The sequence below is a fragment of the Chitinophaga sp. 22620 genome, assembly GCF_052044405.1.
In the GTDB taxonomy this organism is placed as follows: domain Bacteria; phylum Bacteroidota; class Bacteroidia; order Chitinophagales; family Chitinophagaceae; genus Chitinophaga.
In genome coordinates, this window is record NZ_JBQEMV010000003.1 from 715,818 (window position 1) to 736,742 (window position 20,925).

Sequence of the window (20,925 nt, forward strand, 5' to 3'; positions counted from 1 at the left end):
ATGTGCTTAGACATCAGCCAATACCTCCTCCGAAATCAATTTACTGATAACCGCAAACCTGATCGTTATATGGAAACCGTTATTATTTACCATGGTAAAGCGGCCTTTTAATTGTTTTGAAAGGCCGCGTATCAGTTCAAGCCCAAGCGAGTGATGCTCCGTTACATCAAAATCCGCCGGTAAGCCAACGCCGTCATCCGAAATGTTCAACAGCAGATGATCGGCATCTTCGTGCCGGAGGCCAATGCTCACCCCTCCCCTCCGTCCGCCGGGGAAAGCATATTTGACGGCGTTTACAATACTTTCATTGATGATCAGCCCCAATGGAATTGCCTGTGATACGTCAAGATCTACCGGCTCAACATCCTGCTCAAAAGCTACCTGGCTTCCGGCGCCAAGGCTGTCCTGGACATGGTTCACCAATTCATTGATATATTCAGGCATGGAAATGGACGCGATATTTTCGGATTGATAGAGCTTCTGATGGATAAGAGACATGGCATATACGCGGCGTTTGCTGTCCTGTATGGCAGAGAGCGCGGCTTCATTATTAATATACACGGCCTGTGAATTAAGCAGGCTTATTACTATCTGGAGATTATTTTTCACGCGATGGTGTATTTCCTTCAACAGCCATTCCCTATCGGTAAGCAGGTGCCGCAGCTGGTCATTTTTGAGCGTGATCACTTCATTGTTCTTCTGTTTCAAACGGTTTTGCCGGTACAATAAGCCGGCAATGATGATCACAGCGGCGATCCCTGCAAAGGTCAGGTTCCTCACCAGCGTTGCCTGGCTTGCCTCTTTATTCAACAGGGTAATAAGGCTTTCTTTTTCCTGCGTTTCATATATGACCTGCAGCTCTTCCGCCTGCCTTATTTTCGTTACCCGGAAATTGGAATCGAGCAACCGTGTATATTGCTTGTAATGGGCAGCAGCAGCGGCATCATCCCCCAGCGTGGAATCGATGCTGATCAGCCAGCGGTATGCGCTAAGATTACTTGCCAAAGTCCGGTCAAACGATAAAGTGTCCGCTAAACTTCTATTGAACAATTCCCGTGATTTCCGGTACTGCTTCCGCTTAAAAGCGATAACTGCATACCGGTCGTTGATGCGCGACCTCCGGAGCGGCCCCCTGATGGTTTCCGCTATAGCTTCCAGCGAGTCCATCCTGTTGAGATACGCTTCGGCCAGATCCAGGTTTCCCAGGTTCAGATAACAGACGGAAAACAAAGAATTATAAAAGATCTGGTCGGAAATAATCGACGGCGCGCCCATCTTCCCGGAGATATCCAGTGCGAGATCGAGTGCTTCCCTGGCACGCCCCTGGTTATTATGCATATGCTCAACGATCATAAACAGGATGTTATATCCGGCCGGGTTACGGTCAATAATAAACCTGTTGATGCTTTTTTGTGCCATTTTAAGGCATTCCTGCTGGTTGCCTTCAAGCTCGTAAAGCAATGCCAGCCGGCCATAAAAATACCCCCAGCCAATGCTGTCGCGGCTGCGTTCCGCAACTTTGACTGTTTGAAAGATATATCGCAGCGGCTCTCCGAACTTCCCCTGGAACAGGGTGACCATCGCAAGCGCCTCCGTGTTATAATGCGTGTAGGGGTAAAGAATAAGATCCGCCAGCTTAAGCGCTTGTAAGAAAACGTCATTAGCTGTTTGCAATTGCCCGGTTACAACGAACATATATCCTAAATCTGTCAGCACATTGATCTCTGCTTCCGTATCGCCCAGGCTGTGATAAAGGCCGGCTGCTTTCTGCAGGTCCGCAACCTTTCCCAGTAAAGTAGCAGATGCCGGGGCGGTATACCTACCCCGGTATGCAAATGCCCTTGCTTCGGTTTCTTTATCCCCGGCTTCCCGGCATTGACTGATCAGCACATTATAAATGGAATCGCCCCTGCTGTCATTTTCCTGTACATACATCTTTCCAAGCAGGCAAAGCGCGATCCGGCCCAGCTTCTCTTCCTTTAAAGACCTGCTTTCTGCTACCGCCCTGTTTAAAAAATACCGCACAGAGTCCCCATACCGGTAGTAGCTACGGGGTTGAAATGCGTAATAAGAACCAAGCAGCAGGAGCAAGCGCAGGCGCTGGCGGCCGGTGGCCTCTGAAAGCAAACGGACCCCGACACCAGGCTCCTGGCGATCTATCCATTGCGATTGCTTAAACAAGCCGTAGCCGCCAATCCCTTCTGCCAGTACGGGCAACCGGCTCAGGCCCAGCGACCGGCTGGCTACGTACAGGCAGCTGTCGGCCCCAACCATTCCTTCACTGGCAACCACAAGATAGGTGGAACTGAGTAACAGATTCAACCGCTGCCACGACTCCTTGTCCCTGGAGGGATGATGATAAACACCGGCTGAGCCCGCCGATGGTGCTGGATGCTGGGAGTATCCGTCAGCAGATATCAGCAGGCCAAGCATGATGCACAATATAATTGCTCTGGGCATAGCTTTCATTTTAAGTATAGCCGTAAAGGTTGGACTGTTTTAAATGCGTTTGCAGGACCAGCAAGGCAACCAATAATCATGCACTATTTCACTGGCAGCTTCCATCTATTGCACAATGCAAATTACGTTTTGTTTTCAGCTTGTTCTCATTTTTGGTATGATTGAATCATCGCTCCAGCTTATCGGAGCGAACGCATCCAAACTCCGACATTTCGGAGCAACCTGCACGCCGCTCTCATCTAATTACATGTAATCCCAACCCATATAAATTTATATATCAGCATTTTAAAAAATCGCCGCCGCTCTTTGCCTATCCTTTCCCTAAATGGCATGCAACTGGTCATGAACCCATAAAATCATCACAATGACACATCACACTGATTGGAGCACCACTCCCCCTATTGACCCGAAAAAGGGCTTCAGGATCCACCTGATCGTTTTCCTGTTTGGCGCACCGGCCATCTGGCTGGTATGGTACCTGACGGACAGAACCTATCCCTGGCCCCTGTGGTCTACCCCCGCCTGGGCAATAGGCGTACTCTTTCATTACCTCGGCGTATTTGTTTTTAAGAAATCGAAGTCTAAATAAAGAACAGGATATGAACCCTTCACAAAAAACCTTCAGGCGCGTCGTAACAGGCCATGATGCAAATGGAAAAGCAATGATCGTTTCAGATGCGCCGCCCGTTAACGCGCAACTCGTAGGCGGCCCTGGCGGCCCCACCTTTTTTGAAGTCTGGCATACCCTGGAAACGCCTGCTTTCATTTACGCCCGGCCGCACGGCCGGGATGAGCAGGGCCTGGTGCTGCCGCCTCCCAAAAACGGAACGCGCATCCGCGTGATAGAATTTCCGCCGGAAGGGGAAGAAATCCGGAAAATGACCGTTGCAGACGCGGCGGCGAAGTTCAAAACCATGGGCGACGAGCAAGCGTCCACCTCGGGAGAAAGTGCCCCTCATCCATTGATGCACCGTACAAAAACGGTTGATTACGGAATTGTGCTCGAAGGCGAGATAACGCTGGTGCTTGACCTTGGCGAAACGACCATCCGGGCGGGCGACATTATTGTGCAAAACGGCACCAACCACGCCTGGGCGAACCGGTCCGGCAAGGCCTGCCGCATGGCTTTTATCCTGATCGACGGCGAAGCCGCCGATGGAATTGCATAAAAATCAAATTAAAACATCATGCGTATTCACCCCATACCGCCGGAGCAGCTCAGCCCGGAAGTACGTTTCGTTCACGACGAGATTGCCGGCCTGGTGGGCCGCAGCCAGAGCCAGGTAACCATGCTCAATGCCGGGGGAGCATTGTTAGGCCCGTTTCCTGCAATGCTGCGTTACCCCCAATTCGGCACACCTGCACTGAGCTTTTTGCGAACGCTCGACACCCATGCAACACTCAACAAGCGGGTACGGGAAGTTGCGATACTCACTGTAGGCGCTGCATTTGGCGCGCGTTTCGAGCTATATGCCCATGCAATCATGGCGGAGGTTTCCGGCCTGCCGGCGGATACGATCGCCGCGATATCAGCGGGCGGCCATCCGTCCGGATTGAGCGAGCAGGAAGCCATTGCGCACCATGTTGCCTTTGCATTGGCAACCGGCCATATTGTCCCGGCTTCAACATACAACCGGGCGGTAACCTTGCTCGGCCAGGACGCAGTAGCGGAGCTGTTCTTCCTCATTGCGGGGTACTGTCTTATTGCTATTATCCTGAACGGGTTCGATATTCCCGCGCCAGATAACCCATAATAGAAAAGAAAATATTTTTCTCTAACCGGCGGCATTAAAACTAAAACAATGACAGCGAAGAAAATTACATCATTGTTCAAGATACTTTCACTGACAGCCATTTACCTCGTGCTGACAGGAGTATGCGCAACGGCCCAAGACCCCACAGGAATAATGCCGGGAGGCCTTGCAGAACCGGCAGCCGTGCTGACCCGCTTCGAAGTGAAAGGCGGCTACGAAAAAACGCTCCGGAAAACACTTCGGAAATATGTAAAGCAGGCAGTTGCCCGTGAAAGCAACATCATGGCAGAAGCATATCACGAGCAGGAAAAACCCTCTGTTCTTTGGATCATCGAAAGATGGGACAGCAAAAGCGCCCTGCAGGAAATGAGAAAGGACGTAACCTACCAGTTAAAAAAGGTTGAAAGAATGCTGATGCAGCCGGCCCGGACAATCTACATCAACGACCTGGAACCACTTTCAAAAGAAGAATGGAGAAGGCGCCCGGCAGAGGAAGATGAGCCCATCACCATCATGTTGTTCGTGGATAGCAAAGCCGGAACAGAAGGTACTTTCAGGAAGGTGTATCACACTGCCATGCCGCAATTCCGGAGCGAGCCCGGTGTTATTAATTACCAGCTATCCCGGTTGGAAGAAGACAGTACACAGTTTGTCACTTACGAAAAATTCAGGAGCGAAGATGCCTTCCAGTACCACTTGAATTTTCCTCCCATACAGCCGGTGATCGACTACCTGAATACCAGCATAAAAAGCCAGCCTTTTCAAAAAGGGCTGCACAGGCTCATAGCGTTCACACCGAAAAGGAAATCATAACTCTTCAGCATCTAAAAAACTATTAACAAAAACAAAAAATAAACAAGATGAAAAATATCAGCCAGAGCCTGCTGCCATTGATAGCAGGCACACTCACAGTGTTTAACGTGCAAGCCCAGGTGAAGGATACTGATCATGAACTATCCGTACTGAATCAATTATCATCTCATGCGGTGGTTGTCAATATGCCGGTATCGCAGCTGTTGAATGCCCCGGGCAATGAAGCGTTACGTGCATTCTTTTTTGATCCCGTGAAGGATCCCTCGTTGCTGAAAGGCAGAAACATAGCGGTGATTGCCGCGGATGGCTTCGAGGAAATTGAATTGTTAGGCCCTGTATGGTATTTCAGGCAACTGGGCGCCAAAGTGGACATCGTAGCGCCCAGGTATAATCCCGCTCCTGAAAGATATGGACTTATGTATCCTGAAATGGCGAAAAACCATATCATGGCTATACAATATCTGCAGCCCGTAGGATGGATAAAATTCGACCGCACGGCAGACCAGATAAAAGTGGATGAGTACGATGCCGTCTTTATCCCCGGCGGCGCCTGGAACCCGGACAATCTGCGCTACGACAAGGATGTTATCAATTTTCTCCGGGAGTTCAATAAGACGGGCAAGCTGATCGCAGCCATCTGCCATGCGCCGGTAGTATTGGCTTCAGCCGATATCCTCAAAGGAAAAAAACTGACGGGTTACTGGAATATACAGGTAGACCTGAAAAATGCCGGCGGAACCGTGCTGGACCAACCTGTAGTGACAGACGGCAACCTGATCACCAGCAGGCATCCCATAGACGTAGCTGATTTTTCGAGGGCGGTTGAGGCTTGGCTCACAAATAAATAATCTGACGCAAACGGGCTGGCAGTTTAGGTATAACCCGGAGCCTTTCCGGCTCCGGGTTGCCTTTTTTTCTAAATCATACACATATGATAGCGTTGATCACAGGAGCGACGGGAGCGACGGGAAGAGATCTCGTACAACTACTGCTGGAGGATAGCCAGTACACCATCGTAGTAATATTTGTGCGCCGCCCCATTGGAGTTAGCGCTCCAAAATTATTTGAAATCCTGACCGATTTTGACGACCTCGAACAGGTTGCCGGATTTATTAAAGGAGATGTGTGGTTTTCCTGCCTGGGAACTACCCGCAAAACGGCCGGTTCAAAGGATCAGCAGTGGCATGTCGATTACGGAATTCCGGTAAAATTTGCCGAGATAGCAAAAAGAAACGGGGTCGCATCGGCTGTTCTGCTGTCGGCCTATGGAGCTTCTCCTGCCAGCCATGTGTTTTACTCCAGGATGAAGGGGAAGCTGGAAGAGCGGATTGCTACGCTCGCATTCGACCGGTACATTATTTTCCGGCCGGGGTTGTTGCTGCGTAAGGGTACCGGCCGGATTGGCGAACGTATATTCGCCGCTTTGCTGAAGTTGCTGAATGGGCTTGGAATAGCGAGGAGGTTTAAACCACTGCCTACTGCCATACTGGCAAAGAAACTTGCGAAAGCGCCCAAAGTATTTACTTCAGGAAAGCACATTGTATCGTTAGATGAGATCTTTAGCTTTTAAACATGTAAGCGCATGCCTGGCAGGCAGAGGCGTGAAGCCCAAAAAACCAGGCGTCAGAAAAACTTCCTCCTGAAAACGTTCCTGATCGTAGAGTACCCGTTCATAAGCGAACCCGTCAGGAAGTTCTCCTTCAGGTTGCTGCGCAGCGTGCTTCGCATGATACGCACCACCACGTCTTTCTCCACCTCTCCTGTTTCCTTCACGCGGCCGAGCCGGTTCACGGCGATCAGCGCCAGCAATGCGCCGAAAAGGAACAGGAAGTTCCAGTCCTGCAGCTCGATGATATGCAGCGTTTTCGTCCATTTGGGGCCGCCATATTCGGCGTCCATTTTCAGGTGCCTGCCGGTGAAGAAATCCGCCAGCATACCGCCTGCCAGCGGCGCCAGGGCGGAAAATACGGCGGTAATAATGTTCTTGGTGGAAAGGTATATAATGGAATCCGCCGTGGGCGCCAGTTTCAGCCCGATATTGGTAAGGGAGAGGTTAATGCCCGCATTCGCAAAGCCCATCAGCAAATGGATAAACGCCAGCAGCACCAGGTTGGGCCACAATTGTGTATAAATGCCCACAAAACACCAGGCTATGAGACAAAGGATATAGATCGGCGCGCCGATGGCGATGATGGTCTTATTGCTATACCTGTCCGCAAACAGCCCCCATATCCTGATCGTGAAAATGCTGCTCACCTGGCTAAGGATGTTCAGCCCGATGATGAAAGACAGTCCCAGCCCCATGCTTTTCATCATGAATACTGTGAAGAACGGCGAGGCGATATTCACGGCAAACACCCAGGCGGAATTGAATATCAGCAGCCGCACGAAATTCGGGTCTTTTAACGGCCGGCGCAGCATGATGAACAAATTCTCCCGCGGCAATATCTTTTTAGGCTCCGGCGTACCGGCCAGGATGAGCGTGCCCGAAATACCGGCCACCCCTGCAACAATGAACATATAACCGTAAGCGTCCAGCTCATAGGCCGGGAAGTCGCGCCGGACGTAATCCACTCCCAATGCCAGCAGCAGGCTCAGCACCACGTTCAGCGACTGCATGAGGCTGCTCCTTTTGGCGAAAAAAGCGCCCAGCTGTTTTTCCGGCACCAGGTCTTTCATCCATGAATTCCAGGCGGCCCCGGCAACAGCCCCGGAGAGATAATAAAAGAAAAGGATGGGAATGATCAGCTCGATGGTCACCACATCGCGGAGCACCAGCGGCAGCAGGCCGATGAAAACCAGCGGAAGCCTTGCCAGCAGGCTGCAGATAACGGTAATGCCGCGCCGGTTGTTGAAACGCCTCACCAGCCAGATGGAGATCAGCTGGAAAACATTCACCATCGTGGGTAATGCCGCTATCAAACCCAGCTGTACGTTATTGGCGCCGAGCAAAATAGCCATGGCAACAATAAAAGCCCCGCCGGTTAACGTGGTCATGGCCTCGGACGAGAGCCCGTCACCGATCACCATCTTCAAGCCCCGCCTTACATCCTGCTCTGTGAGTACTTCTTTCGGCTGTAAATTCATCACTCCGGTTTGGGGTTGGGGAGCAATCATTGTACCACTTAGGGGCGACCGGTGTGTTTTCTCTTTGTTATTTCATGGAAACAACCCCTTTTATATGGTTTCAAGATATAACCGCTGCAATTCCCCGGCGGTAATGCCCGCTGTGGCAATGGTATGCACCAGCGATCCTTTATTCATGATGCCGATGGTGGTGCCTATGTTGACGGCGTTAAAAATGTCGTGGGTAGCCATGAGGATGGTTTTCCCCTCGCTTCCCAGCTGCCGGGCGATATCGGCGAATTCCCGGGTGGAGCGCGGGTCCAGCCCGCTGGTGGGCTCGTCCATAAAGATCACTTCCGCATTTTTAGCCAGGGCGATGGCGATGCCCACCTTTTGCCGCATGCCCTTTGAATAGCCCGAAAGCCGCCGGGCGTGGGCTTCCGGTTGCAGCCCCGCTTTCTGCAGGAATTGTTTCAGCATGTCAACCGGGTAATCGAACCCGGCCAGCCTGCTGAAAAAACCAAGGTTCTCCAGACCTGTGAGGTTGCCATAGAGCTGCACGACCTCGGGGATGTAAGCGATGAATTTCCGGGTGTCCGCCGCGCCGGGCGTTACTTCCCTCCCGTTTACGACGGCCTTGCCTGAAGTGGCGGCTGTAAAACCCAGGAAAAGATTGATGGTGGTAGTTTTTCCCGCCCCGTTCTGCCCCAGCAGGCAGAAGATCTCTCCTTTGGCAACCTCCAGGTTGAGGTTATCGAGCGCGGTGTGCTGCTGGTATTTTTTTGTGAGATGAATGGCCTGTAGCATAATATAAATTTTAAGAAGCCTGATCTTTTCTGTTGAATACAAATGAGCCCGCGGCGAACAATACGCACAGGCCAGCTAACAGCCGGAGGGCCTCGTACAGCATCCGGCGCACCGGCAGTTCCGGCGGGTGGTACCGGAAAACCGGGAACCGCCCGAAATCCGCCGCCTGCAGCTGTTTGCCGGGTATATGAAAATCGTAGAGGAAGGCCTGCCAGCTTTCCTGGAACTGGTCCGCCTGCAGGGAGAACTGGTGGTAGGCGGAGATCTCTGTGCCGGCAAGCGTATTCAGCCATTCCTGCGCGGCGGATGCTGGGTTCCAGGCAGACAGCAGGGTTAGCTGCCGGTTGCGTTCGTTTATTTCCTGTTCATATGGAATAATGACCCGCTCCATCCGTCTGTCCAGCAGCTCGTAATATCCCGCTACATAACGCGTGCTCAGGCGAAGCGTATCTTTCGCGGGATCGGCGGTGGATGCATATTGCGGGTTATACCGGTTAAAGCTGTCTGATAAGATGCGGGCCGGCGTGTTCCATATCTCTTCTGCCTGGTGGCGGCGGTAAGCCGCGATCTCGTCCTTCATCGGCAAGGGATGCCGTTGCTGAACGAACGTATTGGCCAGGGAGGGCAAAATGACCAGCACCAGCATCCAGCAACCCGCGAGGTACAATCCTGTAGCCGTGGCGCCCTGCCTGAACGCCACCATCAAATACGCGATACCGAGCCAGAACAGCAGGTACAATAACGAGAGCAGGCACCACAACAACATTTGCGGAACACCGGGCGCAGCGCGCTTTTCGGCCAGCGCAAACCCCAGTGCGTTTATGATCAGCAGCAATGCAGCCAGCACCAGGAAGCGGAACAGCAGCTTCAGGCGGATGACGCGCGCTACGCTTCCCGCCTGAATGGCCAGCATGGCCAAGGTCCCGGCTTCCTTCTCAGAAGCATACAGCGAATAACAATACGCGAGCACCAGCAGGGGAAGGAAATAAATGACCACGAAAGCAAGATCAAAATTACCGGCGAACAGTGTCATCGGGTTGTTGACGGGCATGTTCGTAACGTCGTTGTAATTTTTAACGTACCTGATCTGTTCGTGCCAGGGCTGGATATCTGTTAACCCCAATGAAAGGGCGGCCAGCGGCTCCGGGTATTTAACGGCATTTTGCGGCAGCCTGAAATTGATCACGGCGGCCATCCCGGCGGTTCTTGCCTCGGCCTTCCCCTTAGCGGTCGATGTATCCGTAAACCGCTTCAGCGCCGCGTCAAGATCTGTTCGATAAGCCGCATGGATGTTGTCTGCCTGCACAAACCGCTTTCCCACCGTGCGGTTGGCCGAATACACGGACAGCAGGCTGATGGCCGCGAATAAACACAGGCCGGATAATAACCAGCGCTGCCTGCATAACTGCCGCCATTCGAATATGAAAATTGTTTCCAGGAGTTTCATGGGTATACATTAGTTAAGCGCTTCGCGGAAATATTTACCAGGATAAACACAAGCAGGCACCACATAACAAGGGCCAGCCACGACCAGCCGTGCTGCCTGACCGCAAGGCCCGCCGGCTGCGGGTTATAGCTGAAGTCCTTCATCTTTTTAAAAAATTCCGGGCCGGCTTTATAGTCATAGGCAAGGTAGGCCGATCCGCTGTTGGCCAGGTTCATATTCAGCGTGCGGATGAATTCGTCGCGGTACGTTTTGGCCTGGCGGTGGAAAGAAAGATGATGATGATAATCCGTGCCTGCAACGCCCATTGAAACCTGCTGTACCGCCATGAAGGGATCGAAAAGGCTCACCCGCCCCAGGCTTTCCTGCTGCTGCTGAATGATGCGCTCCACTTCGCCGGCGTAGTGTTCATAGACCTTCGTGTTATAGTCTTCCCCGTACTGCATGGCCAGGCCGTCGAAATTAACGGGCAATTGTTGCGCGGAATCCACACCATACAGCCTGAGCGTGGAATCCAGGAGCTTCCGGCTCCGTTCGGTGCTTGTACCGTCCTGCCCCATTCCCTTGCTGTATCCCTGCGTAATATGCCTGTTCAGCTCGAACCGTGAAGGCAGCCGGTTGTGCTCGTCTATCATCCGCACCGCGGCCCGCGGCGCCAGTACGCACAGCAGGAACCATACGCCGATACAGCCGATGAGCGCCGCGTTCGAATGGCGGCTCCAGGCCGATACCAGCACGCCGATACCTGCAAACAGGAAAAAATACACCAGGTAAGCGCCCGCAAAAAGACCATAACGCAGCAGTGTATCCGGCCCGTGGTCCTGCATCATCACCGGGATGCCCATCAATATAAATGCGGGCAGTACCACCAGCAGCACAATGGCATAACTGCCCCATATTTTCCCGCGTATCAGCGCGGCAGGGCTCACACCCTGGATCAGCAACAAACGCAGGGTATCGCCCTCCCGTTCCCGGGTGATGGTGTTAAAGCAAAGCAGCAGCACCAGCAAAGGCACCAGCAGCTGGAACACCATGGCGGGCGATAATTCCCCGAAACGCAGCTGGCTGCCGGCCGTTTCAGCTTCCGCATGGTTCACTTCGTGCTGAACATGTGCTTCCACCCTGTAGGTTTCGCCAAGGAAGCGGTTCAGCCCGTGATCGTAAACGCTGAGGAAAGTATGGGGCTTGAACAGGTAGGTACCGAAATGCGCCGCTGAATGCGGGTTGGCTTCCTGTTCTTCCCATTCATGCCTGAAAAGCGACGCCGCCCTGCTTTTTTTCCGGGCTGCTTCACGCTCCTGCTGCATGCCGGTGTATACCGCCGCACCCAGCAAAACCCAGATGATAAAGGCCAGCAATATCGCCACCCTGCTCCGGAAGGCCGTAACCACTTCTTTGATGGCGATGGTAAACACGATGTTCTGTTTTCTCATATGACCGTTTTTACCTGAATGAACAACTGAGCGTAACCATCCAATTGCGCGGCATGCCCGGCGTGTAAGCGCTGGAAAAGCCGCTGGAGGCGTACCGCTCGTCCGCCAGGTTATTCCCGTTCACCTGGAGGCTGTATTGTTTGTACCGGTACCCCGCCACGGCGTTGAATATGGTATAGGCAGGCATTTCAAGTACATTGGCGCCTGGTTTTTTATTGCTGAAAAAACGGTCGTCCACATACTGGAAACCGCCGCCGAGGAACAGCCCTTTTAACCCGCCGTTCATAAATGAATATTTAACCCAGCCGTTCGCGGAATTCTCCGGTGCATTGGCAAACAGTTGACCGATATCTTCCGGCTTTTTGCTCTCTGTGATCTTCGTTTTGTTGTAGTTGTAATTCAGCGTAAGGAAAAGGCTGCTGAAAATGTTTCCTTTCAACCCCATTTCCACACCCCTGCTCCGCACTTCGCCGATGGCTTCCTGCCAATAGGGAAAATCCGGCCTGGGAGCGGATTGCAGCACATTCTTCTTCGTGCTTTGGTATATGGTGATAAACGGCTGCAAGGCGCCTTTGAAGAATTCGCCTTTCGCGCCGAATTCGTATTGTTTGGAGGTTTCCGGGTCAAACGGGCCGCCGTTCTCTGCGTTGTTGCCGTACTGCGGTGAGAAACCCTCGTTGTAATCCACGTAAAGGGAAACGGCGGGCACGGGCTGGTAAACGATGCCCAGGCGCGGCGAGAAGTTTTCCGTTCTCAGCGGTCTTTCGTCGTATATCACGGAGCCGTCAGGCCGGTTGGCGAGATACCGCCTGAAATAGTTATTATATCTCAAACCTGCCAGCAGCTTCAGTTGAGGAGTGATCTCCAGCTGGTCCTGCACGTAGGCGCCCAGGGTGTTGTAGGTGAATTTTTCGGTGGCGGACTTCCCATATAAGGTCATGCCGGTAGAATCGTAATGGTCTTCATGCATTGGCTGCAGCACAGAGAGGCGGGTGGCGGCATACTGCGTGATGCCCCCGGGATAATTGTTGCGGGCCAGCATCACATCACCGCCGGCGGTCACCTGGTGCAACATGTTCCAGGTCTTTACCCGGATATTCGTATAGAGGTTAACGGTAGTTTGGGGCGAATGGATCGTTTGCCAGCTGTACGACCGGCTCACGGTATGATCGGTAGTTCTCACGAAACCGGAAGCGGTATATTGGTTACGCTCCGCCCTGGATTCGCTGTAAGCCGCCAGCAACCCGACCTTCCAGTTCGCGGAAAAGCTGTGTTCCATCACGGACTGCAATTGATAGTTGTTGCCTTTGTACCGGCTGCCGTAACCGGGATTGAAGTCGTAAGGCACCAGGAATACGCTGTCCTTATCCCGGCTGTTGTAGATCGGTACGCGGGGCTGGTAGTTATTGCTTGCGTCGTCGTTCACGTAATTTACGTTCACCTGCCAGCTGGTGCGGGGCGCGATCTCCCATTTGAGGGAGCCGTATGCCTGGATGCTCCTGCGGTTGAAGTGCCGGGTAAAGCTGCCGCCGTTCTGCCAGCCGGCGCCGGCCAGGAAATACAGGTTCTTCTTTTTGTTGATGCTGCCCGTTACATCCGCCTGCACCCGGAGCAGATCGAAGGAGCCCGCGGAAACGCTGGCATTTACGACCGTGAATTTCTTCGGCTGTTTGGTGACCAGGTTGATGTTGCCGCCCAGCCCGCCCTGGCCGTAGAGAATAGCCGAGGGGCCGTGTATAACCTCCACACTTTCGATATTGCCCAATAAAGGGATCTGCCCTTCGGGATACGGCGAGCCCTTGATGCCGTTGGTGGTAATGCCGCTGACCTCAGACGTGAAACCTCTTGAGCTGAATCCGCCGTAATAATTGGCGGAAGTGATGCCCGCCACATTCGCGAACACATCGTTGAGCTGGAAAAATTGCTGGTCGTTCATGGCTGCCCTGTCTACCGACTGGATATTCTGCGGAATATCCCGCAGCGGCGTGCTGGTACGTGTAAGCGTTGCCGTTGGCAGCGGGCCGCGGCTGGCCGTTACATTTACTTCTTTCAGGGTGGATGTGGCAATGTCCAGCTCCAGGCGGAGGAACACCGTTTTACCTTCCTCCACTCTCACCTGGCTGCTTTTGGCCCTGTAGCCAACGCCTCTTGCCAGGAGGATGTAATGGCCGGCGGCAAGGCCGGTAAAGGAAAAATTGCCGTTATCATCCGTTTGGGTGAGCTTCGCATGCCCTTCGAGGCTGATCGTGATGCCCGCCAGTATTTGCTGGTCGGGTCCGGAAATATTCCCGGCAATCCTGCCCTGCTGTGCATACAGGCTGTTTGAAAAAAAACCGAGAACGATTAAAAAGTATAGCCGTTGGATCATCTTAAAGTTTATTAGGGACAAATTGTTTGAGTGTGACGAATAATACAGCATTGCGCAAACAGGCCATGCAGGCGGATTCCCGCGAAGAACATTCACATGCGCCTGCATGCAGCATTCGCCGGCAGCCGGATGGACGCGGTAACGCCTGCCTGCCGGCAGCGTTTTTTCAGTACGGAAAAGAGGAAATCAGGCCGTTTCCGGCGGACCTTTATTCGGGCAGGAAAGGCGCACTGTTTCAAACAATGCGGGAACGGGGAATTGAAAAGAGAAGTTCTTTACGGCCTGCGGCAGCATGGGTTGCCTGCACTGGTCGCCGTAATAAGCGGAATAATGATGGTCGCAAATCTTACAATCACCCTTCAGCTGCTCGTGGGCCTGGAAGAAGGACGCGCTTGCTGAAGCATCCGCCGGACGGCAGGCCGCAGCCTCATTGCTTTCCGGGTGTGTGTGCCAATATTGAACGGGTACGGCAATAAATGCGTATAAAGCCAGCAGCAAGGCGGCACTCCATTGGCGGTATTTGGTAAAGGCTGTCAAGTTATTGCAACGCAGTTGCGAATATAGAGATTAAGCTTTACTCATCAAAATATGTATAGGTTTATTCTGCAAAAGATTATCTACTGGGTATACAGACGGAAAGGCCGTCATTACTTCGTCAAAGCAAATAAAAAGCCGGCAGGTATTACCTGCCGGCTTCGCTGTATTTTGACAAATGCTGTTAATTCAGGCTCCTGAAGTCTACCGGCACCAGCTTGCTGACGCCCGGCTCCTGCATGGTTACCCCGTAGATCACATCCACCGCCGCCATCGTTTGTTTGTTGTGGGTTACGATGATGAACTGTGAATTGTCGGAGAACTTGCGGATCATATTGGTGAATTTGCCCACGTTCGCATCATCCAGCGGCGCGTCCACCTCATCGAGGATACAGAACGGCGCGGGTTTGATCAGGTAGATGGCGAACAGCAGCGCGGTGGCCGTCAGCGTTTTTTCACCGCCGGACAGCTGCGTGATGGCCGCAGGGCGTTTACCCTTGGGTTTGGCGATGATCTCGATACCGGTGTCCGCCAGGTTGGACGGATCATTCAGGATCATGTCGCACTGGTCTTCTTCGGTGAACAGCGCTTTGAACACGCGGATGAAGTTTTCCTTCACCTGGTTGAAAGTGTCCAGGAACTTCTGGTTGGCGGTGGACTCCACTTCCTGGATCGTTGCCAGCAGCGATTCCTTGGCATTCACGAGGTCATTCTTCTGTTCAAGGATGAACTCGTAACGTTTTTTCATCTCCGTATAGGCCTCAATGGCCGTGGGGTTGATCTCGCCCATGTTCTCCAGGCGTTTCTTCAGTCTTTCGGCATTGCTCTGCAGGTCTTCGAGCGCGGCGGTGCCGGTGCGCTCTTCGTCCAGTATCTCGTCCAGGTTCACTTTAAATTCCACGCTGAGCCTTTCTTTCATGGAAGCCAGCTGCAGCTTCAGTTCGTTCACCTTGTCCTTGATCTGGTTCAGGTTCTGGTCCAGCATGTCCCGCGTTTTCTGCTTGCTGCGCAGGGCGCTTTCCAGTTCCTGCAGGTGGTTGCGGAAGTTGTAGTATTCCTGGTCCTTTTCATTCAGCCCTTTCTCTTCTTCTTCGCGGCGGCGGAAAAGTTCCACCAGGCCGTCCTCACTTTGCGTAAGCCGGTCTTCAGCCGCGGCGATATTGCCGGCGGTATCTTCCAGCTGTGCTTTATTGCTGATCACCTGCGCATGCAGGTCGCTGAGTTGTTTGCGTTTGAAGTCCAGCTCCTGCTTCAGCCCCTGCACTTTGCTCTGCTGGCGGGTATGCTGGAGGTTCTGGTTGTTGAACTGGATATTGGCCTGGTTGAACTGCTGCTCTGCTTCCTGTGCGGCGCGGTCGGCCTCCAGGATGCTGTCGTGCAGCTGGTGCACGCGGTCGTTCAGGCTGTCCAGCTCATCGCGCACGCTGGAAATGCTTTGTTCGTTCGCCGCGAGGGAGGCTTCCATTTCAGCGAGGCGTTTGTTGCCGGTTTCGATGAGGTGGTGGAAGTTCTCGATGCGGTTCTGCAGGCCGAACAGCTGGTTATTCAGCTGGTTCACCTTTTCGCGGGTAGCGTTGATCTTGTTTTCGTTCAGCTGGCTGTTATAACCCAGCACTTCATCGTGCTTGGCCTGGAGGCGCGCTTTCAGGTCGGCCACATTGGTTTCCAGCACGCGGATCTCCGCGTCCAGCTTTTCCAGGTTCTTGGCGCGGCCCAGCTTTTTACCTTCGAACAGCCCCACGGAACCGCCGTTCATGCTGTATTTGCCACGGTGCACGCGGCCGCTTTGCTCGGTGATGAGCACGTCCTGCTCGGGCAGTTCGGCAAAATTGATGGCGGTCAGGTCTTCGGCGATGAACACTTTACCCAGGAGGTAATTGCCCAGGCCTTTATATTTCTCGTCTATCTCCACTACTTCCAGCGCCGGGATGGTGCCGGGCGGGGTGAACAGATGGCCGGCCTGGTGGTTGAACTGGTCCAGGATAAAGAAGTTCGCTTTGCCCTTCTTATGCAGGTCCAGCAGGCGGATGGCCGTGATGGCCTCTTCCGCGTTGTTCACCACGTAATAGTTCAGGTATGGTTCGAGGAGGTTTTCTATACAGGTGCGGTAAGCTTCCTTACAGAAAAATATATCGCTGAGAATGGGCGCTTTGTTGTTCCAGTCGCTGTTCTTTTTGAGGAACTTGATGCTCTCGGGATAACCCTCCAGGCTGTCTACCAGCGATTTCAGCAGGTCGTACTCGTTCTTTTTGGAATCGAGGGAACGGTTTTCGTCCACCAGCTTATCGCGCAGGCCTTCAATTTCGCCTTGTGTGGCGAGTATCCTGCCTTTGGTCTCTTCCTGGAACTGCACCATGTCTTCCAGCTCTTCTTTCGTGGTTTCCAGTGTTTCCTGGAGAATGCCTTTTTCTTCTTCCAGCTGCTGGATCTGCACCTGGCGGTTGGCCTTTTCTTCCTGCAATTGCTGGATGCCGCGCTGGAGGTTCTGCACGGAGGTATCGGCTACGGCCACTTTCTTTTCCGCTTCAAACTGCTGGCGCTGCCATTGCTGCTGGTCTTTGCGGAAGTTTTCTAGGGCCTGTTTCTTATCGGCGAAGTGATGTTTTTTCTCGTCCACCATTTCGTGGAGGGTTTCCAGTTCGTCCTGCATGGAATCGAACACCTCCTGCTCGTCCGCCACCTGGGTTTCGGTGAAGGCGATGGAGTCGGTGAGGCCGGTCACGGTGCCTTCGGCGTTGTTCAAAAAGTCCGTCAGGCTTTTTTCTCTTTCGCGCAGGTAGGTGAGCTGCTGGGTGGCGAGGTTCTTATCGTTTTCCTTGGTGCGGATGGTGGACACCAGCTCGTTGAAGGAACGCTGCATCACCTGCAGTTCGCGCTCTTTGGCCACGAAGTGTAGCTTATCCTGTTCCACAGCCGCTTCGTCTGTACCGATCTCGGCTTCCAGGGCCATTCTGCGGTCGGTTTCCTGCTGCTGCTGCTCGGTGAGGTCGCGGAAAGTGATGTTGAACCCTTCCAGCGCGGCTTTGGCCAGCTCTATACTGGCTTCCTTGTATTCCTTCTTGATCTCGTAATAACGTTCGGCCTTTTTCGCCTGGCTTTCCAGGGTCTTGAGGTTGTTATTGATCTCGAAAAGAAGGTCCTCGATGCGGTTAAGATCGCCTTCGGTAGCGTCCAGCTTCGATTTGGCTTCTTTTTTCCGCGTTTTATAGATGGAAATGCCGGCAGCCTGTTCCAGCATGCGGCGGCGGGAGTTCTCTTTGTCTTTGATAATATCGTCCACCATCCCCAATTCGATGATGGCGTAGGAATCCGTGCTCACGCCGGTGTCCAGGAAAAGGTTGTGGATATCTTTGAGGCGGCAGGCTACATCATTGAGCCTGTATTCGCTGTCGCCGTTCTTGTAGAATTTCCGTGTAATCGTAACCGTAGTGAATTCGGTGGGAAGTACATTCTTGGTATTCTCGAAGGTAAGGCTCACTTCGGCCATGCCGCTGGCGGAACGGGTACGGGAACCGTTGAACACAAGCCCGGCCTGGTTCTCAGAACGCAGGTTGCTGATCTTGTGCTCGCCTATCACCCAGCGGATAGAGTCGATGATATTGCTTTTTCCACAGCCATTGGGGCCAATTACGCCTGTCACCCCTTCATCGAAGTGCAGCACGGTCTTGTCCGCAAAACTTTTAAAACCTTTGATCTCTAGTGTTTTTAAACGCACATTTCTCGGATTACGAATGAATGATTTGGCCGCCAAAGATAGTCGAATTCTGCTGATTCCCGCATCCGGAGATGGGCGGTGGGTGGGGCCAGCGGTTTTCGAGATATGGCAACTACCGGTAATTTAGTTCCCTGTGCATAAATAACGGGCATTATTTATACACACCTGGGGATAATTTGTACACCACAACTTTCAACGATATCGAGTATCTTACTGAAAATGAGCGGAATGCGAATGATATATGCATTAAACCCACCTCTTATAAATACAGCCTGATATTTGTAATTTTGCCGCAATGCAAGAACGTTGGACCAAAGAAGCGAAAGCCTTTATTTTCAGTTATCATTTCAGCAACGGGCTTCGCACCACGCTGAGTGTTGTTGTCCCCTCCGTCATTTTCGCCGCTATCGGCCACCTGGAAACCGGGATATCCATTTCGCTGGGCGCCCTCTGTACCGCTCTGGCGGATGTGCCGGGCACCATCATCCATAAGCGGAACGGCCTGATCATCAGCACCATTTTAATTTTTATCACCGCCCTGGGAACCGGCCTGCTGCTGCCTTACTGGCCTGTATTGACCGTCTGGGTGGGCATTTGCAGCTTTTTATACAGCATGCTGCTTATATACGGCAACCGCGGCGGCAACATCGGCCTGGGCTGTTTGCTGGTAATGGTCAGCGTGATGGCCGAATCCTATTCCTGGCGCGAGGCCATACCCGTCAGTTTCCTCATCCTCAGCGGCAGCATCTGGTATGCCCTGCTGGCGCTCCTGCTCTGGCAGATCAGGCCTTACCTCACCGTGCAGCAAACGCTGGGCGACTGCATCCAGCAAACCGCCAAATACCTCCGCCTCCGTTCCGGCTTTTACGAGCCCGTGCAGGACATCACGGAAACCTACCGGGAAGTGCTGGCCCAGCAGGTGATCGTCAACGAAAAACAGGAAGCTGTGCGCGAGCTGCTGCTCAAAATGCGCTCCGCCCAGCAGGGAACCACCAGCATCAGCAAAAGCATGGTGCTCATTTTCCTGGACCTGGTGGACATGTACGAGCAGATCATGGCTTCGCAGATAGATTACACCAGCCTCCAGCAACGTTTTGCCGGCACCCCCGTGATCGCGGAGCTGCATCATGCCATTTTGCAGTACGCCGAAGAGCTGGACCATATCGGCATCGCCGTAAGCGCCGGCCAGCGCTCCATGCCCAGGGTGAACCTGAAGCTGGAGCTGGAAAAAAGCAAACGCGCCTTCAAAACCTACCAGGCCACGCTGCCCACGCTCAAGGAGCGGGCGGACCTTATTCATTTCGAAAGCATCTTCGACAACCTGCAGCATATTTCCCAGCGTATCTACAACATGCACCGCCTCACCCGGCTTGAACGCGTGAAGGAGGCGAGCTTCGACCACCAGCTGGAGCTGAGCAGGTTTACCACCCGCCAGCAATACGACCTCACCACGTTCATGAACAACCTCACGTTCGACTCCCACATCTTCCGCCATGGCGTACGTACCGCGCTGGCCATGATGGCGGGTTTCCTGCTGGGGCAGGCCCTGCACCTGAGCCGCACCTACTGGATACTGCTCACCATCGTCGTGATCATGAAACCCGGCTTCAGCCTGACCAAAACGCGGAGCTACCAGCGCATCGTCGGCACGCTCATCGGGGCTTTCTTTGCAGCGGGCATCCTGTGGCTGACGAAAGACGATACAGCCATCTTCATCATCATGCTCGTCTGCATCCTGGGCGCTTACAGCTTCCAGACCTATCACTATATCACCAGCGTGGTGTTCATGACGCCGTTCATCGTGTTCCTGCTGCATTTCCTGCACCCGGCGGATTTCCAGAACGTAACGCAGCGCGTGCTGGACACCCTGATCGGCGGGGGCATCGCCTTCGCGTTCAACTACATCTTCTGGCCCAGCTGGGAGTTCCGCTTCCTGCCTGATTATATGATAAAGGCTATCTCTTCCAACAAACAATACCTCACGCAGGTGATGAACCTGTATACGGACAGGCCTTTCAGCCTCATTGCCTACAAGCTGGCGCGCAAAGACGTGCATGTGACCACGGCCAACCTGACGGCGGCGTTCCAGCGCATGCTCAGCGAGCCCAAGAGCAAGCAGAAGCACGGCTCAGAGCTGTATCATTTCGTGGTATTGAGCCATTCGCTGGCTTCGCATATCGCGCAGCTGAGCGCCTATGCCCTGCAGCACCGGCTGAAATACAAGCGGCCGGAGTATAAGGACATCCTGCTATTCCTGCTTACCATCATGGACCAGATAGAGCAATATGTGAACATAGGGGCCCGCATGCCCGATCCGGACATGCCCGCGGCCTTCCACAGCCTGGAAGAGAGGCTGGAGCACCTGCTGAAGCTGCGCCAGGAGCAGATCAACCAGGGCCAGGGCCATACGCAGGAAAGAGAGGAAATGCTGGAAATAAAACACGTGCGCGACCAGTTCCAGGCGCTTTTCACCGTTCTCAAAGACATGAAAAAGGCGGCCGTGCATGGCGAGGAGATCATCCACAGCTAAA

15 protein-coding genes are annotated in these 20,925 nt (G+C 53.3%); 7 read left to right on the forward strand and 8 right to left on the reverse strand.

The annotated features are described in order from the left end of the window. Positions 1–6 precede the first annotated feature (6 nt). Complete coding sequence (locus tag ACTJIK_RS18350) at positions 7–2,460, reverse strand: sensor histidine kinase (protein WP_440648753.1); 2,454 nt, start codon at positions 2,458–2,460, stop codon at positions 7–9. Between the two features lie 364 nt (positions 2,461–2,824). Here ACTJIK_RS18350 and ACTJIK_RS18355 point away from each other — a divergent pair, with 364 nt between their 5' ends. The 6 genes from ACTJIK_RS18355 (at position 2,825) to ACTJIK_RS18380 (ending at position 6,597) form a co-directional block, all read left to right on the forward strand. Continuing rightward, positions 2,825–3,049 (forward strand): 2TM domain-containing protein, encoded by a 225-nt coding sequence (locus tag ACTJIK_RS18355; RefSeq protein WP_440648755.1) that lies wholly within the window; start codon positions 2,825–2,827, stop codon positions 3,047–3,049. A 10-nt stretch (positions 3,050–3,059) separates the two neighbouring features. After that, a complete protein-coding gene (locus ACTJIK_RS18360; protein ID WP_440648756.1) occupies positions 3,060–3,629 on the forward strand; it encodes a cupin domain-containing protein in 570 nt (189 codons plus the stop codon). An 18-nt stretch (positions 3,630–3,647) separates the two neighbouring features. After that, a complete protein-coding gene (locus ACTJIK_RS18365; RefSeq protein ID WP_440648757.1) occupies positions 3,648–4,214 on the forward strand; it encodes a carboxymuconolactone decarboxylase family protein in 567 nt (188 codons plus the stop codon). A gap of 48 nt (positions 4,215–4,262) precedes the next feature. Next, positions 4,263–5,027 (forward strand): putative quinol monooxygenase, encoded by a 765-nt coding sequence (locus ACTJIK_RS18370; protein ID WP_440648759.1) that lies wholly within the window; start codon positions 4,263–4,265, stop codon positions 5,025–5,027. 47 nt (positions 5,028–5,074) lie between these two features. Then, complete coding sequence (locus ACTJIK_RS18375; RefSeq protein WP_440648760.1) at positions 5,075–5,875, forward strand: DJ-1/PfpI/YhbO family deglycase/protease; 801 nt, start codon at positions 5,075–5,077, stop codon at positions 5,873–5,875. An 83-nt stretch (positions 5,876–5,958) separates the two neighbouring features. Beyond that, on the forward strand, positions 5,959–6,597 hold the full coding sequence (locus ACTJIK_RS18380; RefSeq protein ID WP_440648761.1) for an NAD(P)H-binding protein: 639 nt from the start codon (positions 5,959–5,961) through the stop codon (positions 6,595–6,597). A gap of 53 nt (positions 6,598–6,650) precedes the next feature. Here ACTJIK_RS18380 and ACTJIK_RS18385 read toward each other — a convergent pair whose 3' ends face one another. The 7 genes from ACTJIK_RS18385 to smc form a co-directional block, all read right to left on the reverse strand. Continuing rightward, positions 6,651–8,114, reverse strand: coding sequence for an MFS transporter (locus ACTJIK_RS18385; protein WP_440648762.1), 1,464 nt, complete (start codon positions 8,112–8,114; stop codon positions 6,651–6,653). A gap of 90 nt (positions 8,115–8,204) precedes the next feature. Continuing rightward, a complete protein-coding gene (locus ACTJIK_RS18390; RefSeq protein ID WP_440648763.1) occupies positions 8,205–8,900 on the reverse strand; it encodes an ABC transporter ATP-binding protein in 696 nt (231 codons plus the stop codon). 10 nt (positions 8,901–8,910) lie between these two features. Further along, positions 8,911–10,347, reverse strand: a complete 1,437-nt coding sequence (locus ACTJIK_RS18395; RefSeq protein WP_440648765.1) for a DUF3526 domain-containing protein — start codon at positions 10,345–10,347, stop codon at positions 8,911–8,913. Continuing rightward, positions 10,344–11,777, reverse strand: coding sequence for a DUF3526 domain-containing protein (locus ACTJIK_RS18400; protein WP_440648767.1), 1,434 nt, complete (start codon positions 11,775–11,777; stop codon positions 10,344–10,346). Before ACTJIK_RS18400 ends, ACTJIK_RS18395 begins: the two co-directional genes overlap by 4 nt. Positions 11,778–11,787: 10 nt before the next feature. Then, positions 11,788–14,145, reverse strand: a complete 2,358-nt coding sequence (locus ACTJIK_RS18405) for a TonB-dependent siderophore receptor (protein ID WP_440648769.1) — start codon at positions 14,143–14,145, stop codon at positions 11,788–11,790. A gap of 186 nt (positions 14,146–14,331) precedes the next feature. Further along, a complete protein-coding gene (locus ACTJIK_RS18410; RefSeq protein WP_440648771.1) occupies positions 14,332–14,682 on the reverse strand; it encodes a hypothetical protein in 351 nt (116 codons plus the stop codon). A 181-nt stretch (positions 14,683–14,863) separates the two neighbouring features. After that, the gene (smc, locus tag ACTJIK_RS18415; RefSeq protein ID WP_440648773.1) at positions 14,864–18,394 is read right to left on the reverse strand and encodes a chromosome segregation protein SMC; all 3,531 of its coding nucleotides are present in this window, start codon (positions 18,392–18,394) and stop codon (positions 14,864–14,866) included. A gap of 295 nt (positions 18,395–18,689) precedes the next feature. On the opposite strand from smc, the gene ACTJIK_RS18420 reads away from it, so the two are divergent. After that, the gene (locus ACTJIK_RS18420; RefSeq protein ID WP_440648775.1) at positions 18,690–20,924 is read left to right on the forward strand and encodes an FUSC family membrane protein; all 2,235 of its coding nucleotides are present in this window, start codon (positions 18,690–18,692) and stop codon (positions 20,922–20,924) included. Position 20,925 lies beyond the last annotated feature (1 nt).

What these genes read in the sequence shown, in the direction of transcription:
- ACTJIK_RS18350 (WP_440648753.1), bottom strand. Translation starts at nt 2,460, where the DNA reads ATGCCCAGAGCAATTATATTGTGCATCATGCTTGGCCTGCTGATATCT.
- ACTJIK_RS18355 (WP_440648755.1), top strand. Translation starts at nt 2,825, where the DNA reads ATGACACATCACACTGATTGGAGCACCACTCCCCCTATTGACCCGAAA.
- ACTJIK_RS18360 (WP_440648756.1), top strand. Translation starts at nt 3,060, where the DNA reads ATGAACCCTTCACAAAAAACCTTCAGGCGCGTCGTAACAGGCCATGAT.
- ACTJIK_RS18365 (WP_440648757.1), top strand. Translation starts at nt 3,648, where the DNA reads ATGCGTATTCACCCCATACCGCCGGAGCAGCTCAGCCCGGAAGTACGT.
- ACTJIK_RS18370 (WP_440648759.1), top strand. Translation starts at nt 4,263, where the DNA reads ATGACAGCGAAGAAAATTACATCATTGTTCAAGATACTTTCACTGACA.
- ACTJIK_RS18375 (WP_440648760.1), top strand. Translation starts at nt 5,075, where the DNA reads ATGAAAAATATCAGCCAGAGCCTGCTGCCATTGATAGCAGGCACACTC.
- ACTJIK_RS18380 (WP_440648761.1), top strand. Translation starts at nt 5,959, where the DNA reads ATGATAGCGTTGATCACAGGAGCGACGGGAGCGACGGGAAGAGATCTC.
- ACTJIK_RS18385 (WP_440648762.1), bottom strand. Translation starts at nt 8,114, where the DNA reads ATGAATTTACAGCCGAAAGAAGTACTCACAGAGCAGGATGTAAGGCGG.
- ACTJIK_RS18390 (WP_440648763.1), bottom strand. Translation starts at nt 8,900, where the DNA reads ATGCTACAGGCCATTCATCTCACAAAAAAATACCAGCAGCACACCGCG.
- ACTJIK_RS18395 (WP_440648765.1), bottom strand. Translation starts at nt 10,347, where the DNA reads ATGAAACTCCTGGAAACAATTTTCATATTCGAATGGCGGCAGTTATGC.
- ACTJIK_RS18400 (WP_440648767.1), bottom strand. Translation starts at nt 11,777, where the DNA reads ATGAGAAAACAGAACATCGTGTTTACCATCGCCATCAAAGAAGTGGTT.
- ACTJIK_RS18405 (WP_440648769.1), bottom strand. Translation starts at nt 14,145, where the DNA reads ATGATCCAACGGCTATACTTTTTAATCGTTCTCGGTTTTTTTTCAAAC.
- ACTJIK_RS18420 (WP_440648775.1), top strand. Translation starts at nt 18,690, where the DNA reads ATGCAAGAACGTTGGACCAAAGAAGCGAAAGCCTTTATTTTCAGTTAT.